The sequence below is a fragment of the gamma proteobacterium symbiont of Axiagastus rosmarus genome (genome assembly GCF_059730925.1).
In genome coordinates, this window is record NZ_AP035925.1 from 1,775,703 (window position 1) to 1,791,266 (window position 15,564).

Below are 15,564 nucleotides of genomic sequence, written 5' to 3' on the forward strand. Positions count from 1 at the left end.
CTCCGGGCCGGTTCGCTGGCCCGAATTATTTTCCCGCTAGCAAAGTATTAAATACCGCGCTTACCTTTTTGACGCATTAATAAATTTATTTTCCGGCGATATATTTAATGCTGGTTTACTCCGCTGCGTAATGTTCTTAATTTCTGCGCGGCATTACGTGCGCGGCGCACCGTCAAATTACGCCATGAATGCTTAAATAACAGCTATTCACGGCTAACCCGCAGGGCGGTCAATTTATCTCTGGTACTGTAAAGTATTGTTATATCAGGACCAGCGAAAAAGTTTTAGGAGTTTCGCTAGAGTCAGTCCCTGCTGCTTGTTGAATAATCGTTGGATAACCATAAAGGCTTCACTGCCTGTTTCTTCATTCTTCTCCTTTAAGACCTACACCGCAGCAGGAGTCAAAAAATATGAATAACGCCAGGAAAGAAGATATTGCATGGGTGAATACCCTGAAAGGGGTGTGCATATTGCTGGTGGTACTTTACCACACCGTATTACCCGGCTTTGAAGGCACGGTTAAATATCTTAGCGCCGGCTGGATTCCGGCGGAAATATGGGTGCAGTTTAATACGGTGTTATCACCGTTGCGTATGCCCGCCTTTTTCTTCGTCTCCGGCCTGCTTGCCACCAACGGCATTCTCAACCGGCCGTGGAAACAGGTGTTTACCAGCCGCATTACCAATCTGTTCTATCTCTACGTGCTGTGGGGCTTTATTCAGTGGTGGTCGATTGTCGGCATTTCGACTGAAATCACCGGCCAGCGTATCTCGCAGAATCTCAACGCGGCTTACGCCGGTTCGCTGCTGGAGTTCCTTAAGCTGACCTTCCTGGCGATGAGCACCTCGTGGTACCTGTACGGTCTGGCGATCTACTTCCTGTGCGCCAAAATCTTCCGTCAGCACAAAGTGGCGCTGCTGGTGGCGGCGGTGGTGCTGAATTATCTGGCGGTGGAGAAGATCATTCCCTACTGGGGACCGCAGAGCGTGGCACAGTATTTCCTGTTCTTCCTGCTGGGCGCGTTCTGGAGCCCGCTGATGTTGCGCCTGAGTCAGCTGCGCCGCGAGAACCTTCTGCCGTGGGCCGCGCTGGCCGCACTGTCCGGCCTGCACGTGATTTTTGGCCTCGATAAGAGCCTGTTCATGTGCATCATCGCGGTGCTGGTGAGCGTGGCGGCATGCCGCTGGCTCAACGCGCACTTCAGCATGCGTTACTTCAACTGGATTGGCCGCAACACGCTACAGATCTACGTTATCCACCGCATTTTTATTGAGTTCTTCGGCATGTCAGCGATTCTGTTTGCGCAGCGCCATCATCTGTTTGAGCAGGCGTGGTTTGCACTGCTGTGGGCGTGCTTCTATCCGCTGGCAATTGTCGGCATCTGTTCGCTGTGTTCGGTGGCGGTGTGGTCGCTGACCAACCGTGGGCTGGGGCAGTCGCTGTTTGTGTTCCCGACGCTGATTGGTTTGAAACGCAGTAAGTCGGTGGCGTGATGCTCGCAGGTAAGGTTTAAAGTGGTACAAAAACGACGGAACGTTTCGTAGCGGCGCGATTCATCGCACAATGAATTGCGCCGCTACGGCCTTATTGCAACTTACGGTGTCCTTCACCGATCTCCATTACGCCATCCATGGCGATCCTGCTTTATTTAACCAATGGTCATCAGGCTGGCGTTGCCGCCGGCGGCCGCGGTATTGACGCTCAGCGAGCGCTCAATCAGCAGACGTTCCAGCAGCAGATTGGTCTCGCCGCGGGCAAAGCCCTGCACTGACACAATCGCGCCTTCGCGGGCGGCAATCTGTTCGCACAGGCTGCGCAGCTGATCGGCATCGCCGTGATAGATCACCGCATCAGACTCCGCCGCCAGCACATCTTTCGCCAGCGTGATGCGCGCCTGCACCGCAGCCGGCAGCGACTGGCGCAGCGTCCGGTGCAGCTCGTCATCCTGCCACAGTGCCTGGCTACCGACGCTGGTGACCGCCGCCAGCTGAATCAGCGCATCCTGCTGGTTATCTGCGATACACAGCACCCGATCGCGCGGCAGCAGCGTAAAGGTGTTGCGCTCACCGGTCGGGCCTGGCAGCAGTCGCACGGTTCCGGCCTGGCTCAGCGCATCGTAACGCTGACATAGCGCCAGCAGTTCCGGCTTATCCTGTGCCCAGCTCTGCAATGCCTGATGCGCGCTCAGCAGCGTAGTGCGCACGCTGCTGTCCACCGGCCGTTCGGCATCCTGACGATCAAAGGTGATGCGCAGAGCACCGTCCGGACGATGTGCCAGCAGGCGGTAGAGATAGAGCGGACCGCCGGCTTTCGGACCGGTGCCCGACAGGCCTTCGCCGCCGAACGGCTGCACGCCGACCACCGCGCCCACCATGTTACGGTTAACGTACAGGTTGCCGACTTTCGCCCCGGCCGTCACCTGCGCAATGGTTTCGTCGATACGGGTATGCACGCCGAGCGTCAGGCCATATCCCGAGGCATTAATCTGCTCAATCAGCTGCGGCAGGTTGTTGCGCGCAAAGCGCACCACGTGCAGCACCGGACCGAACACCTCTTTATCCAGATCGCTGACCTGATCGAGCTCAATCAGCGTCGGTTTGATAAAGGTGCCGCTGTGCCACTCTTTGCTGTCCTGCGGATGCTCCTGCACCGCCTGATACACGGTAAAGCCTTTATTGCGCATCGCCTGGATATGACGCTCGATGTTGGCTTTGGCTTCAGCGTCGATCACCGGACCGACGTCGGTCGACAGACGCTCCGGATTGCCCATGCGGCATTCGGCCATGGCACCACGCAGCATCTTCAGCGTGTGGTCAGCCACATCGTCCTGGATGCACAGCAGACGCAGCGCCGAGCAGCGCTGACCGGCGCTGTCAAACGCGGACGCCACGATATCCACCACCACCTGTTCGGTCAGCGCCGAAGAGTCGACGATCATGGCGTTCATGCCGCCGGTTTCGGCGATCAGCGGCGTCGGACGACCCTGCGGATCGAGGCGGCCAGCGAGGTTGCGCTGCAGCAGGGTGGCGACCGCCGTTGAGCCGGTGAACATCACGCCGCGCACCCGCTCGTCGCCGGTCAGCTGAGCACCCACCGTTTCGCCCTGACCGGGCAGCAGTTGCAGCACGCCGGCCGGTACGCCGGCATCCAGCATGATCTGCACTGCCTGCGCGGCAATCAGCGGCGTCTGCTCGGCGGGTTTCGCCAGCACGCTGTTGCCAGCCGCCAGGGCGGCGGCAATCTGGCCGGTGAAGATCGCCAGCGGGAAGTTCCACGGGCTGATGCACACTACCGGACCGAGCGGGCGATGGGTTTCGTTATCGAAATCGTCACGCACCATGCCGGCGTAGTAGTAGAGGAAGTCTACCGCTTCGCGCACTTCGGCAATGGCGTTGTTGTAGGTTTTACCCGCCTCACGCACCAGCAAACCAATCAGCTGCTGCATCTGGTCTTCCATTGTCTGTGCGGCACGTTCGAGGATCGCGGCGCGCTCCTGCGGCGGCGTGGCGAACCAGATCGGTCCGGCATTCACCGCGCCATCCAGCGCACAGGAGACCTCTTCAGGGGTGGCTTCCCGCACGCTACCGACGATATCCGCCGGCGTGGCCGGGTTGATCACCGCGCGGCTGCTGCCGCTACCCAGCTCGCCATCAATGATCGGCTGAGCCTGCCACGGCTGGCTGGCGCTGGAGAGCAGGGCGCTGGAGAGCGACGCCAGGCGGTGTTCGTTGGCCAGATCCAGACCGGCAGAGTTAACACGCTTGTCGCCATACAGATCGCGCGGCAGCGGGATCTTCGGATGCGGCAGACCAATTGCGCCTTCTGCGACACCCATTTTCTCCACCGCAGCCACCGGGTCGGCTACCAGCTCGTCAATCGGCAGCGTGTTGTCAGCGATGCGGTTGACGAACGAGGTATTGGCGCCGTTTTCCAGCAGGCGACGCACCAGGTAGGCCAGCAGCGTTTCGTGGGTACCGACCGGCGCATAAATCCGGCACGGCCGGTTCAGCTTGCCGTCGGCCACTTTGCCCACCACCTGCTCGTACAGCGGTTCGCCCATGCCGTGCAGGCACTGGAACTCGTACTGGCCAGGATAGTAGTTGTTGCCCGCCAGCTGGTAGATCGCCGCCAGCGTGTGGGCGTTGTGGGTGGCAAACTGCGGATAAATCAGGTTAGGCACCGCCAGCAGTTTACGCGCACAGGCGAGGTAGGAGATGTCGGTGTACACCTTGCGGGTGTAAACCGGATAACCTTCGAGGCCTTCCATCTGCGCGCGCTTGATTTCGCTATCCCAGTAAGCGCCTTTCACCAGACGGATCATCAGACGACGGCGGCTGCGCTGCGCCAGATCCACCAGCGCATCAATCACAAACGGGCAGCGCTTCTGATAAGCCTGAATCACGAAACCGATGCCGTTCCAGCCTTCCAGCTCCGGCTCAAAACAGAGTTTTTCCAGCAGATCGAGCGACAGCTCCAGGCGATCGGCTTCTTCGGCATCGATGTTGATGCCGATGTCATACGAGCGTGCCAGCAGCGTCAGCGATTTCAGGATCGGGTAAAGCTCTTCCATCACCCGCTCATACTGCGCGCGGCTGTAGCGCGGATGCAGCGCCGACAGCTTGATGGAAATGCCCGGACCTTCATAAATGCCGCGCCCGTTGGAGGCTTTACCAATGGCGTGAATCGCCTGCTGATAGGAGATCAGATAGGCTTTGGCATCGCTGGCGGTGAGTGCCGCTTCGCCCAGCATGTCATACGAGTAGCGGAAGCCTTTCTCTTCCAGCTTGCGCGCGTTGGCCAGCGCCTCGGCGATGGTTTCGCCGGTGACGAACTGTTCGCCCATCAGGCGCATCGCCATATCCACGCCTTTGCGGATCAGCGGTTCGCCGCTCTTGCCGATGATGCGGTTCAGCGATTTAGACAGGTTGGCTTCATTGTGCGTGGAGACCAGACGACCGGTAAACAGCAGGCCCCAGGTGGCGGCATTGACGAACATCGACGGGCTGCGGCCCAGATGGGACTGCCAGTTGCCGTTGCTGATTTTATCGCGGATCAGCGCATCGCGGGTGGGCTTGTCAGGAATACGCAGCAGCGCTTCCGCCAGACACATCAGCGCTACGCCTTCCTGAGACGAGAGCGAGAACTCCTGCAGCAGGCTTTGCACCATGCCGGCGCGTCCGGTTGCCCCTTTTTGGTGCCTTAGCTTGTCCGCCAGGCTGTATGCCAGCTGGTGGGTTTTCTCTGCCAGCGGGGCAGGGAGACGCGCCTGCTCCAGCAGCATCGGCACCGCATCGGTCTCCGGACGACGCCACGCGGCGGTGATGGCCGAGCGGCTGACCGACTGCGGCAAAATGTGTTCGGCGAAGTCGAGGAAAGGCTGGAAACTCTCTTCCGGCACGCGCTCATCGTCTACGGCATCATTCAGCTGCAGCGGGATCTCCGCCAGCGTTTCTCCCGCTTCCAGCTGGCCGAGATAGTTAAAAATTGCCTGCTTGATCAGCCAGTGCGGCGTGCGGTCAATCTTTTGCGCCGCCAGTTTAATGCGATCGCGGGTGGCTTCATCCAGCTTCACCCCCGTGGTGGTGGTTCCCATGATTTCCTCGTCCTCAAAGTGTGAATCAACTTCAGCGTGGGCTGCACTATCACTCATGTTGCAACTTTGTGCAACCGTGTTAAATGTGACCCCGGTTGCACGTTTTTAACCGGCTTTTTTGTTAACGCAGCAAAAGCGGCACAGAACTTGCTGCAAGAATCTCGCCAGAGTTGCAACCCACCGCAACAGGACGCGTCCTGGCTGACATCAGGTGCAACTTAAAATGTGAACAGGCGCAACCTGTGAGCATGAAAAATGCAAAGTCAGGTGAAACCCAGGTAACAGCTGTGTTAAATGCATTGTGCGCGTCGCACCTTTGCGGCAGGATACCGCGCCTTATGAGAAATCGCTTTCTCTGGATGCGGTAAAGCCCTGACGTTATCCCGTTCCGGTAACGCAGGAAAAAAGATTTCTCTTAAGAGATCAGATAATAAGTGGAGAGACAGATGACAGTAAGTACACCGATGCTGGTGACATTTATCATTTACATCCTCGGGATGGTGTTGATTGGTTTTATCGCGTACCGCTCAACTAAAAACTTTGACGACTATATTCTGGGCGGTCGCAGCCTGGGCAGCGTGGTGACCGCGCTGTCAGCCGGGGCCTCGGACATGAGCGGCTGGCTGCTGATGGGACTGCCGGGCGCGATTTTTCTCTCCGGGATCTCTGAGAGCTGGATTGCCATCGGCCTGACGATTGGCGCGTGGCTGAACTGGAAAATTGTTGCGGGTCGCCTGCGCGTGCAGACCGAGCATCACAATAACGCCTTAACCCTGCCGGACTTTTTCACCAGCCGCTTCGAAGACCACAGCAAAATTCTGCGCGTCATCTCCGCACTGGTAATCCTGATCTTCTTCACCATTTATTGTGCCTCGGGCGTCGTGGCGGGTGCGCGCCTGTTTGAAAGCACCTTCGGCATGAGTTATGAAACCGCACTGTGGGCCGGCGCGGCAGCAACCATTCTTTATACGCTGGTGGGCGGCTTCCTTGCGGTGAGCTGGACCGATACCGTGCAGGCCAGCCTGATGATTTTTGCCCTTATCCTGACGCCGGTGATTGTGATTATCGCCGTCGGCGGACTGGATGATTCGCTGGCGGTGATTGAAGCGAAAAGCCTGGAAAACCTCGATATGCTGAAGGGCCTCAACTTCGTGGCGGTGATTTCACTGCTCGGCTGGGGCCTTGGCTACTTCGGCCAGCCGCACATTCTGGCGCGCTTCATGGCCGCAGACTCGCACCGTTCTATTCGCACCGCGCGCCGCATCGGCATGGCCTGGATGATCCTGTGTCTGGCCGGTGCTGTTGCGGTGGGCTTCTTCGGTATCGCCTATTTCCAGAACCATCCGGAGCAGGCGGCGGGCGTAAGCGAAAACGGCGAGCGCGTGTTTATCGAGCTGGCGCGCATTCTGTTCAACCCGTGGATCGCCGGTATTCTGCTGTCGGCCATTCTGGCGGCGGTGATGTCGACCCTGAGCTGTCAGTTGCTGGTGTGCTCGAGCGCGCTGACTGAGGATCTGTATAAAGGGTTTCTGCGTAAAAATGCCAGCCAGAAAGAGCTGGTGTGGGTTGGCCGTTTAATGGTGCTGGTGATTGCGCTGGTGGCAATTGCGCTGGCCTCCAACCCGGAGAACCGCGTGCTCGGCCTGGTGAGCTACGCCTGGGCAGGCTTTGGTGCTGCATTCGGTCCGGTGGTGCTGTTCGGCGTGTGCTGGAAGCGCATGACGCGCAACGGCGCGCTGGCCGGCATGATTATCGGTGCCGCCACGGTGCTGATCTGGAAGCAGTACGCCTGGCTCAATCTGTATGAAATCATCCCGGGCTTCCTGTTTGCCAGCATCGCGATTGTGGTGGTGAGCCTGGCCGGTCGCGAACCGTCGGCTGAAGCGCAGCAGCGTTTTATTGCTGCCGAAGCGGAATACAACACCAAATAACGGTGTTGGCCTGAGTAAAGCGGGGAGCGCGAGTGCCGTGCTCCCCGCACTGTTAGTGTCACGTCCTCTGCGCGCGATTTATCGCCTAATCTGTCACTCCGCTCTGACTTTCCCGCATCGCACCCTGACCCGCAAAAGCAAAATTAATTTCGCGCGGTGACTTGTATTTTCATCCGCGATAATGATAATCGATATCGTTCGCACTTTACGTATTTTTACCTAAGGTTTACCCTCCTTAACATTCAAGAGGTTGGTGATGTTCGTTCCCTTTCTCATTATGCTGCGCGAAGGTCTCGAGGCAGCACTCATCGTCAGCCTGATTGCCAGCTATCTCAAACGCACCCAGCGCAGCCAGTGGTTCCCCGCGATGTGGGCCGGCGTGTTTATCGCTGCAGCGCTGTGCCTCGCGCTGGGGATTTTCATCAACGAAACCACCGGTGAGTTCCCGCAGAAACAGCAGGAACTGTTCGAGGGCATCGTGGCGGTAATTGCCGTGGTGATCCTCACCTCAATGGTGTTCTGGATGCGCAAGGTGTCGCGCAATATCAAAGCTACGCTGGAAAAATCCGTCGATCAGGCGCTGCAGAAGCCGGGCGGCAGCGGGTTGCCGCTGGTGCTGATGGTGTTTCTCGCCGTGGCGCGGGAAGGGCTGGAGTCGGTGTTCTTTCTGCTGGCGGCCTTCACCCAGGATGTCGGTTATGCGCCGCCGATTGGCGCGGTGCTGGGTCTGGCGACCGCCATCGTGCTGGGCATGCTGATTTACTACGGCGGCGTGCGTCTTAACATGGCGCACTTCTTCCGCTGGACCAGCCTGTTCATCCTGCTGGTGGCGGCCGGACTGGCAGCGGGGGCGATCCGCGCCTTCCACGAGGCGGGACTGTGGAACCACTTCCAGGCGACCGCGTTTGACTTCAGCAACACGCTCTCTACCCATTCGATCTTTGGCACGCTGCTGGAAGGCATTCTGGGTTATCAGGAAGCGCCAAGCGTCAGCGAAGTCGCGGTATGGCTGATTTATCTGCTCCCGGCGCTGCTGCTGTTTTTCTTCCCGGCGCGTCCGGCACCCAGCGCCGCACGGTCGGTGCGCTAACTTTTCGCAGGCGCGCGTGCGCCTGTACCTTCATGTAACAGGGATATGACTATGACGATTCGCTTCCGCCGTAAGGCGCTGTTGCTCTCCATGCTGGCGCTGTCCGGTGCCGCTTCTGCCGCTGCCGTACCGCAGGTCACGGTGACGGTCACTGACAAGCAGTGCGAGCCGATGTCGCTCAATGTGCAGGCCGGTAAAACCCAGTTCATCATCAAAAACAATAGCCAGAAAGCGCTGGAGTGGGAAATCCTCAAAGGCGTGATGGTGGTGGAAGAGCGCGAAAACATCGCGCCCGGTTTCAGCCAGAAGCTCACCGCCAACCTGGAAGCGGGTGAATATGACATGACCTGCGGCCTGCTCACCAATCCGAAAGGCAAGCTGGTGGTCAGCGGTGACAGCCAAACCGCCAGCAGCGGCAAGCCAGATGTGCTGCAGCTGGTCGGGCCGATTGCCGATTACAAAGTCTACGTGATGGGCGAGGTGAGCGCGCTGGTGGCCGGCACCAAAGCCTTTACCGACGCGGTAAAAGCCGGTGACGTGGAAAAAGCCAAAGCGCTGTATGCGCCGACGCGCGTGCACTATGAGCGCATCGAGCCGATTGCTGAACTGTTCTCCGACCTCGACGGCAGTATTGACGCGCGTGAAGATGACTTCGAGAAAAAAGCGGAAGACCCGAAATTTACCGGCTTCCACCGGCTGGAAAAACTGCTGTTCGCCGACAACACCACCAAAGGCGCGGACGCGTTCGCTGACCAGCTGTATAAGGATGTGCAGGATCTGCAAACCCGCGTCAGCGAGCTGGCCTTCCCGCCGGCGAAAGTGGTCGGTGGCGCGGCAGGTCTGATTGAAGAGGTGGCGTCCAGCAAAATCTCCGGTGAGGAAGATCGCTACAGCCGTACCGATCTGTCCGATTTTCAGGCCAACATCGACGGCGCACAGAAAATCGTTGATCTGCTGCGTCCTCTGCTGCAAAAAGCCAATCCGCAGCTGCTGGCGAAAGTGGACGCGAACTTTAAGAAGGTGGATGGCATTCTCAGCAAATACCGCACCAAAGACGGTTTTGCCTCCTATGAAAAGCTGACCACCAGCGACCGTAATGCGCTGAAAGGGCCCATCACCACGCTGGCGGAAGATCTCTCCCTGCTGCGCGGCACTTTAGGTCTTGATTAATCATGAGTAAAAAAAATGACGCGGCGCAACCGTCGCGTCGTCGTCTGTTACAGGGATTAGGCATGCTGGGTGGCGCGGCGGCACTGGGCGGCAGCTGTCCGTTCCATGCCGCCAGCGCGGCAGAGAGTTTCTCACCCGGCACGGTTGCACCCGACGCGCGCCAGCAGGCGCAACCATTTTACGGCGCTCATCAGGCCGGCATCCTGACGCCGCAGCAGGCATCTATGATGCTGGTGGCGTTTGATGTGCTGGCCAGTGATAAAGCCGAACTGGAACGCCTGCTGCGGCTGCTGACGCAGCGCTTTGCCTTTCTCACCCAGGGCGGACCGGCGCCGGCGGTGCCCAATCCGCAGTTGCCGCCGCTCGACTCCGGCATCCTGGGTGCGGACATTGCGCCCGATAACCTGACCCTGACGCTGTCGGTGGGGCATTCACTGTTCGACGAGCGCTTCGGGCTGGCCGCGCACAAGCCCAGCCAGCTGCAGACGATGACACGCTTTCCCAACGATTCGCTCGACGCCGCACAGTGTCATGGCGACCTGCTGATTCAGATCTGCGCCAATACTCAGGATACGGTGATTCACGCGCTGCGCGATATCATTAAGCACACGCCGGATCTGCTGGCGGTGCGCTGGCGGCGCGACGGCTTTATCGCCGATCACGCTGCACGCAGCAAAGGGCGCGAAACGCCGATTAACCTGCTGGGTTTCAAGGATGGCACCGCCAATCCGGATACGCATAATGCGCAGTTGATGGACCAGCTGCTGTGGGTGACACCGGAACAGCAGGAACCGGCGTGGACGCACGGCGGCAGCTATCAGGCGGTGCGCATCATCCGTTTTCACGTTGAAATGTGGGACCGCACGCCGCTGGGCGAGCAGCAGACCATTTTTGGACGTGAGAAGTTGTCCGGCGCGCCGCTGGGGATGCAGCACGAGCACGACGTGCCGGATTACGCCCGCGATCCGGACGGCGAGATTATCGCGCTGGATGCGCATATCCGGCTCGCCAATCCGCGCACCCCACAAACCGACAGCAGCCTGATGCTGCGGCGCGGCTACAGCTATTCCTCGGGGATTACCGGGGCAGGGCAGCTGGATATGGGGCTGCTGTTCGTCTGTTATCAGCATGATTTAAGCAAAGGCTTTATTACCGTGCAGAAACGACTGAACGGCGAAGCGCTGGAAGAATATATTCGTCCCATCGGCGGCGGATACTTTTTTGTTTTGCCCGGCGTGGCGGACAAAAATCATTATCTGGGGCAGCCGTTGCTCGAAGCCTGATTAATTAATGTACAGCGCTTGTCCGCCGTTCGCGGTGCCAGGCGCTGCTGCTAAGCCCGCCTTAAATTTCTCCTGTCTCGCTGTGATGTCCGAATTTTCTGAAACAGTTTGTTAAGTGCTGAATTACCTATCTTACTGAATATTATTATTAATTTAATTTAAGCGCACCGGACTAAGGCAGCGCCACGCGGGTTTTCTTTGCCGTAAAGTAAAAATAGTGTTGCAAATCGGCGGAAATATGATGAACTTTAGTCATAGCGTCGTCAGTTGTGTGGCTAAGTCCACTGGAGTTCGCGCATGGCCCGGTCCTTATACGGACAGTTAAATACACTTCAGCTAGCGCAGTACGCTGCGGGGGATTGCCTCCCGCGTGAGAATCCTCTTCACTTTTCTTTTATCGCCTTCGAATTCTTTTCCGATGTTTACCGGTGCGCGGCAGCGTTTCGGCGTTGTTGCACACTTTTCTCACTGGCTCGATACGGCTTACAAGGAAGCCAACAAAACCTCTAAAGCGTTCAAATCATCGCCGCGGGTGATCCGCCGCGATAAATGAAACCAACTGTAAGGTGCCACTATGGGAAGACAGAAAGCAGTGATCAAAGCGCGTCGTGAAGCCCGCCGAGTGCTTCGCAGTGACTCTCGCAGTCATCGTCAGCGTGAAGAAGAATCGGTCACTTCGCTGGTGCAGATGGGTGGGCTGGATGCAATTGGCATGGCGCGCGATGTGCGTGACCGGTCACCAATTGAGGCCAGAAACGATGCTCAGGCGCACTATCTTAACGCCATAGAAACGAAACAGCTGATATTCGCGACCGGTGAAGCCGGCTGCGGTAAAACCTGGATCAGCGCTGCGAAAGCAGCCGAGGCCCTGATCAATAAGGACATCGAAAGGATCATTGTGACGCGCCCGGTTTTACAGGCGGATGAAGATCTCGGTTTCCTGCCAGGAGACATCTCCGAGAAATTCGCTCCCTATTTCCGACCGGTTTACGACGTTCTGGTTAAACGTCTCGGCGCTTCCTTTATGCAGTACTGCCTGCGACCCGAAATCGCCAAGGTAGAGATTGCGCCCTTCGCTTATATGCGCGGACGTACCTTTGAGAATGCGGTGGTGATTCTGGATGAGGCGCAAAACGTCACCGCTGCGCAGATGAAGATGTTCCTGACCCGCCTGGGCGAAAATGTCACCGTCATTGTCAACGGTGATATTACCCAGTGCGACCTGCCCGCCAGCGTCAAATCTGGCCTTGCCGATGCGCTGGCGCGCTTCGAAGAGGATGAGATGATTGGCGTGGTGCGTTTCGGTAAAGACGACTGCGTTCGCTCGGCACTGTGCCAGCGCACGCTGCATGCTTACAGTTAACCTTGAAAAAATAGCTAATCTCAACCCGGCTGCGGCCGGGTTTTTCATTGCTATGCTTACGGGAAGAAAAAGGGCGGAAACGATGAGCGGAGAAAGTCATGCACTCTCTTGATGTGCAGGTGGTAAGGATGGCGCAGCAGTGGGCGGAAGCGCAGCCGGTGTGGCTGTGTACCGTGCTCAGCACGTACGGATCATCGCCGCGCCCGCCGGGCGCGATGATGGTGATTCGCGCCGATGGGCGCTACAGCGGTTCCCTTTCCGGCGGCTGCGTCGAGGAGAATTTTATCACCCGCGTTCAGCAGCAGGCGTTCTCTGCCGCCAGTCAACTGGTGCGCTACGGCGAGGGGGGCGACACGCCTGACCGCGCGCTGCCGTGCGGCGGCGTACTGGATATTCTGGTCGAACGGTTGCCTGCCGGTGCCGCCACGCTGCGCTACTTACGGCAGCTGGAGGATGCGCTGACCGGCGCGCGTGCCATCACCAAACGCCTGACGCTGCCGCAGCCGTGTCACGCCCTCGAACCGGCGCCTTATACCCACCGCACCCGCACCCAGGTCACTGACGGTGAAATCGTTCTGACCCTGAGTGCCGCGCCGCGCCTGATCCTTGCCGGACTCTCCAGCGTCGCCGTTTACTGTGCCAACTTCGCGCTGGCACTGGGATTTGAAACCATCGTCTGTGAACACCGTGAAGAGGTGCTGAGTAATATGGCGGCCGAACTGGCGCCGGACGTCAAGCTGGTGCAGCAGTTTCCGGCAGTGTATCTGGAACGCGAGGGCTGTCATGCCGCTACGGCGATCCTCTCGCTGACCCATGATGCGCGTATTGACGATCTCACCATGATGGAAGCGGTCAATCTGCCGGCGTTTTATCTCGGTGCGATGGGCTCGCAGCGCAACAGCGCAAAACGCAAAGCGCGCCTGAGCGCGATTGCGGAGCTGACGCCGGCGCAGTTGCAGCGCATTCACGCACCGGTTGGGCTGGATATCGGCAGCAAAACCCCGGCGGAAATCGCGCTGGCAATCATGGCGGATATTGTGCGTCACAAAAATGGGTTAGCGGCAACGGATGCGCTTAGCCCGGTGCTCGCAGCGTCTAAATGATCACATCACTCACCCCACGAAAAACCCTGATGCACCAGGACGCCAGCAGACGGGCAATCGGCTATGCTAAATTTTCGCGCCGCAAATAATCAATAAGCTGTGCTTTATGTTTCATGATATGATCAACGCTTGCGCTTTACCGGTAACATCTTATCTTCAGAGAAGCGTGCACAAACACCTGAACTGAGAAGGGGTATTTATGGCTAAGCGTCATTTGATTAAATCAATTGAAATTACAGCAATTATTGTCTTCGCGCTGGTGATCGCCTGGCTGGCCGTCACGGGCATCCTGTCATCAACCGGCCTCGATCATGCGTGGCCTTATCCACATCAATAACTGAGTCCGGCACCAGGGAAATCAATTACGCTTAAATATAAACAGAATAAATTATCTAACCTGCACACCCGTATCAGCGGCGACACCGTGTCAGCACACAGGGTTTTGGTGTCAGATTTGCCGCGTATAAATCAGCGACGTTCGGGAATGCGTTATGCTGTTATTCGAAATCCGCATGGCGGCTGAACATGCTCTCGCTGGTTTCACCGCACTGATGCATGATTTCAAGCACCATGGCGTCACAGGTAATGAAGCAAAGCTGCTCAAAGGCCGAGCCCATTGGCTGCGAGAATCGTCCGGCGCTACGTGCGTTATCGGTTTTAACGTTGCCGGGTAATACCAACACGCATTTGGCCAGTCTGCCGATGCCTGAATCTGCTTTCAGGGTAATCAGCGCCACATCGACACCGCGCTCAACGGCGTTCAGCGCCAGCGCTTTCAGGCTCGCGGTTTCGCCACTGCCAGAACCAATAATCAATAAATCGCCAGGTCTGGAGTGGGGTGACGAGATTTCACCGACCATGCTGACAGAGAAACCCAAATGCAACAGACGGTTAGCGAACGCGCGGATAGCAATGCCGCTGCGCCCGGCACCCTGCAGGAAAATGTGTTTGGCACTGCGAATTTGTGCAATCAATGCCTGCGCCTGGCTCTCGTCTATCTGCCGGGCGTTGTGGGCGAGTTCGGTAAGAATATGGGATACGTTTGACTGTACGGCCATGTTAACGCTCTCCCGTCAGGTAATGGTTCGTCCGTCTCATTAAACAGCGAAAAGAGTGGCCGGAACATGGCCGGTGCTTTTTCAGTCTGGTCATCGCGCATTCCCTCTTAATTCAAAGACATCATCAGTGGATGAAAAGGATACCCTGCAGAATTTCCGGTAAGAGTACACGGTCCGCTGCCCACGCGATATTGCAGCGAAAGGGGATCTTTCGATTATGCGTCCTGTGGCACAAAAGCGGTGAGTGTGTAGAGTTGGTGGGCAGATTTGTGATGGATTGTGGCATCAAACAGGAAGTAGGGGATATGATTTCTAACAGTTGAAGTTGCGCTCTGTTGTTGTAAGGGTGAGAGCAGCAACAAGTTCCGTTTAAAATGAGTGATTAAAAGCGCCAGGGTCACCAACCAAAGGCGCTTTTTTATTGAGGGAATTCCGATTTAGGCTCTGTAGGTTGTTTTTAAATATCCACATCATAAGCTCATATGGTAACGCTGAGTTACTAAATGGTTTACGCCTCTGGAGCTTAAAATTAATGAAGAGATATCTGAAGAGCAACTTGATGAATTGAAGGGTTTTGTTCTTGAAGATAATAATCTTTATGGGAAGCCCAAGTTGCATGTTGACTGCCAGGTTTATCAAAATGAGTACAAAAACAAAGTTGAAGCAGGGTTAGAAATAGCCAAAGCCCTTCAGCTAATAGGTCTGCCAGCAGCTGTGGTACTGGCTCTCGAAGCTGCAAAAAAAGGTATGGATAAATACTGCAAATTATCTTGATTCGTACCGGTGTAAGAAAAAGGCACTGCTCCAGCGGTGCCTTTTTCTTACACCGGTCTAGTTCAGTGGCAAAATGGCTGGCTTGAAAGCAGTACGTCAGGGGTTCGATTCCTTTGCCCGGCCCTATATTAGGGATAGGTAGTCATGAGGAAAGTAATTTAGCAGTAGCATGCCTGTTGTCCTCATCTGCTCCCGAAAT

11 protein-coding genes and 1 tRNA gene are annotated in these 15,564 nt (G+C 57.1%); 10 read left to right on the forward strand and 2 right to left on the reverse strand.

The genetic code is table 11. From position 1 onward, the window contains the following. Positions 1-410: 410 nt before the first annotated feature. Positions 411-1,493, forward strand: coding sequence for an acyltransferase family protein (locus AC6I8F_RS08215; protein WP_058774543.1), 1,083 nt, complete (start codon positions 411-413; stop codon positions 1,491-1,493). A gap of 155 nt (positions 1,494-1,648) precedes the next feature. Here AC6I8F_RS08215 and putA read toward each other — a convergent pair whose 3' ends face one another. Next, a complete protein-coding gene (gene putA, locus AC6I8F_RS08220) occupies positions 1,649-5,593 on the reverse strand; it encodes a trifunctional transcriptional regulator/proline dehydrogenase/L-glutamate gamma-semialdehyde dehydrogenase (protein WP_498028792.1) in 3,945 nt (1,314 codons plus the stop codon). 446 nt (positions 5,594-6,039) lie between these two features. Here putA and putP point away from each other — a divergent pair, with 446 nt between their 5' ends. From putP to AC6I8F_RS08255, 7 genes are all read left to right on the forward strand, one after another. Beyond that, positions 6,040-7,524: a sodium/proline symporter PutP gene (gene putP, locus AC6I8F_RS08225; protein WP_215787688.1), complete on the forward strand. Its 1,485-nt coding sequence runs from the start codon at positions 6,040-6,042 to the stop codon at positions 7,522-7,524. A gap of 256 nt (positions 7,525-7,780) precedes the next feature. Continuing rightward, positions 7,781-8,614 carry an iron uptake transporter permease EfeU gene (gene efeU, locus AC6I8F_RS08230; protein WP_498028713.1) on the forward strand — a complete coding sequence of 278 codons (834 nt, stop codon included), beginning with the start codon at positions 7,781-7,783 and terminating at the stop codon, positions 8,612-8,614. Positions 8,615-8,665: 51 nt separating this feature from the next. Beyond that, on the forward strand, positions 8,666-9,784 hold the full coding sequence (gene efeO, locus AC6I8F_RS08235; RefSeq protein ID WP_136547029.1) for an iron uptake system protein EfeO: 1,119 nt from the start codon (positions 8,666-8,668) through the stop codon (positions 9,782-9,784). Positions 9,785-9,786: 2 nt separating this feature from the next. Continuing rightward, complete coding sequence (efeB, locus tag AC6I8F_RS08240; protein ID WP_498028714.1) at positions 9,787-11,067, forward strand: iron uptake transporter deferrochelatase/peroxidase subunit; 1,281 nt, start codon at positions 9,787-9,789, stop codon at positions 11,065-11,067. A gap of 574 nt (positions 11,068-11,641) precedes the next feature. Then, positions 11,642-12,430: a phosphate starvation-inducible protein PhoH gene (phoH, locus tag AC6I8F_RS08245; RefSeq protein WP_058757427.1), complete on the forward strand. Its 789-nt coding sequence runs from the start codon at positions 11,642-11,644 to the stop codon at positions 12,428-12,430. A gap of 98 nt (positions 12,431-12,528) precedes the next feature. Next, entirely contained in the window at positions 12,529-13,533 is a 1,005-nt protein-coding gene (locus AC6I8F_RS08250; RefSeq protein ID WP_498028715.1) for an XdhC family protein, read from the forward strand. Positions 13,534-13,732: 199 nt separating this feature from the next. Next, positions 13,733-13,870 (forward strand): hypothetical protein, encoded by a 138-nt coding sequence (locus AC6I8F_RS08255; RefSeq protein ID WP_193718013.1) that lies wholly within the window; start codon positions 13,733-13,735, stop codon positions 13,868-13,870. Positions 13,871-14,030: 160 nt separating this feature from the next. On the opposite strand, the gene hxlB is transcribed toward AC6I8F_RS08255, so the two are convergent. Continuing rightward, positions 14,031-14,591 (reverse strand): 6-phospho-3-hexuloisomerase, encoded by a 561-nt coding sequence (hxlB, locus tag AC6I8F_RS08260; RefSeq protein ID WP_150361540.1) that lies wholly within the window; start codon positions 14,589-14,591, stop codon positions 14,031-14,033. Positions 14,592-15,155: 564 nt separating this feature from the next. Here hxlB and AC6I8F_RS08265 point away from each other — a divergent pair. Further along, the gene (locus tag AC6I8F_RS08265) at positions 15,156-15,365 is read left to right on the forward strand and encodes a hypothetical protein (protein ID WP_498028716.1); all 210 of its coding nucleotides are present in this window, start codon (positions 15,156-15,158) and stop codon (positions 15,363-15,365) included. Between the two features lie 52 nt (positions 15,366-15,417). After that, a tRNA-Ser gene (locus AC6I8F_RS08270) sits at positions 15,418-15,488 on the forward strand. Positions 15,489-15,564: the final 76 nt, after the last annotated feature.

What these genes read in the sequence shown, in the direction of transcription:
- phoH (WP_058757427.1), top strand. Translation starts at nt 11,642, where the DNA reads ATGGGAAGACAGAAAGCAGTGATCAAAGCGCGTCGTGAAGCCCGCCGA.
- hxlB (WP_150361540.1), bottom strand. Translation starts at nt 14,591, where the DNA reads ATGGCCGTACAGTCAAACGTATCCCATATTCTTACCGAACTCGCCCAC.
- AC6I8F_RS08255 (WP_193718013.1), top strand. Translation starts at nt 13,733, where the DNA reads ATGGCTAAGCGTCATTTGATTAAATCAATTGAAATTACAGCAATTATT.
- efeO (WP_136547029.1), top strand. Translation starts at nt 8,666, where the DNA reads ATGACGATTCGCTTCCGCCGTAAGGCGCTGTTGCTCTCCATGCTGGCG.
- AC6I8F_RS08215 (WP_058774543.1), top strand. Translation starts at nt 411, where the DNA reads ATGAATAACGCCAGGAAAGAAGATATTGCATGGGTGAATACCCTGAAA.
- putP (WP_215787688.1), top strand. Translation starts at nt 6,040, where the DNA reads ATGACAGTAAGTACACCGATGCTGGTGACATTTATCATTTACATCCTC.
- efeB (WP_498028714.1), top strand. Translation starts at nt 9,787, where the DNA reads ATGAGTAAAAAAAATGACGCGGCGCAACCGTCGCGTCGTCGTCTGTTA.
- efeU (WP_498028713.1), top strand. Translation starts at nt 7,781, where the DNA reads ATGTTCGTTCCCTTTCTCATTATGCTGCGCGAAGGTCTCGAGGCAGCA.
- putA (WP_498028792.1), bottom strand. Translation starts at nt 5,593, where the DNA reads ATGGGAACCACCACCACGGGGGTGAAGCTGGATGAAGCCACCCGCGAT.
- AC6I8F_RS08250 (WP_498028715.1), top strand. Translation starts at nt 12,529, where the DNA reads ATGCACTCTCTTGATGTGCAGGTGGTAAGGATGGCGCAGCAGTGGGCG.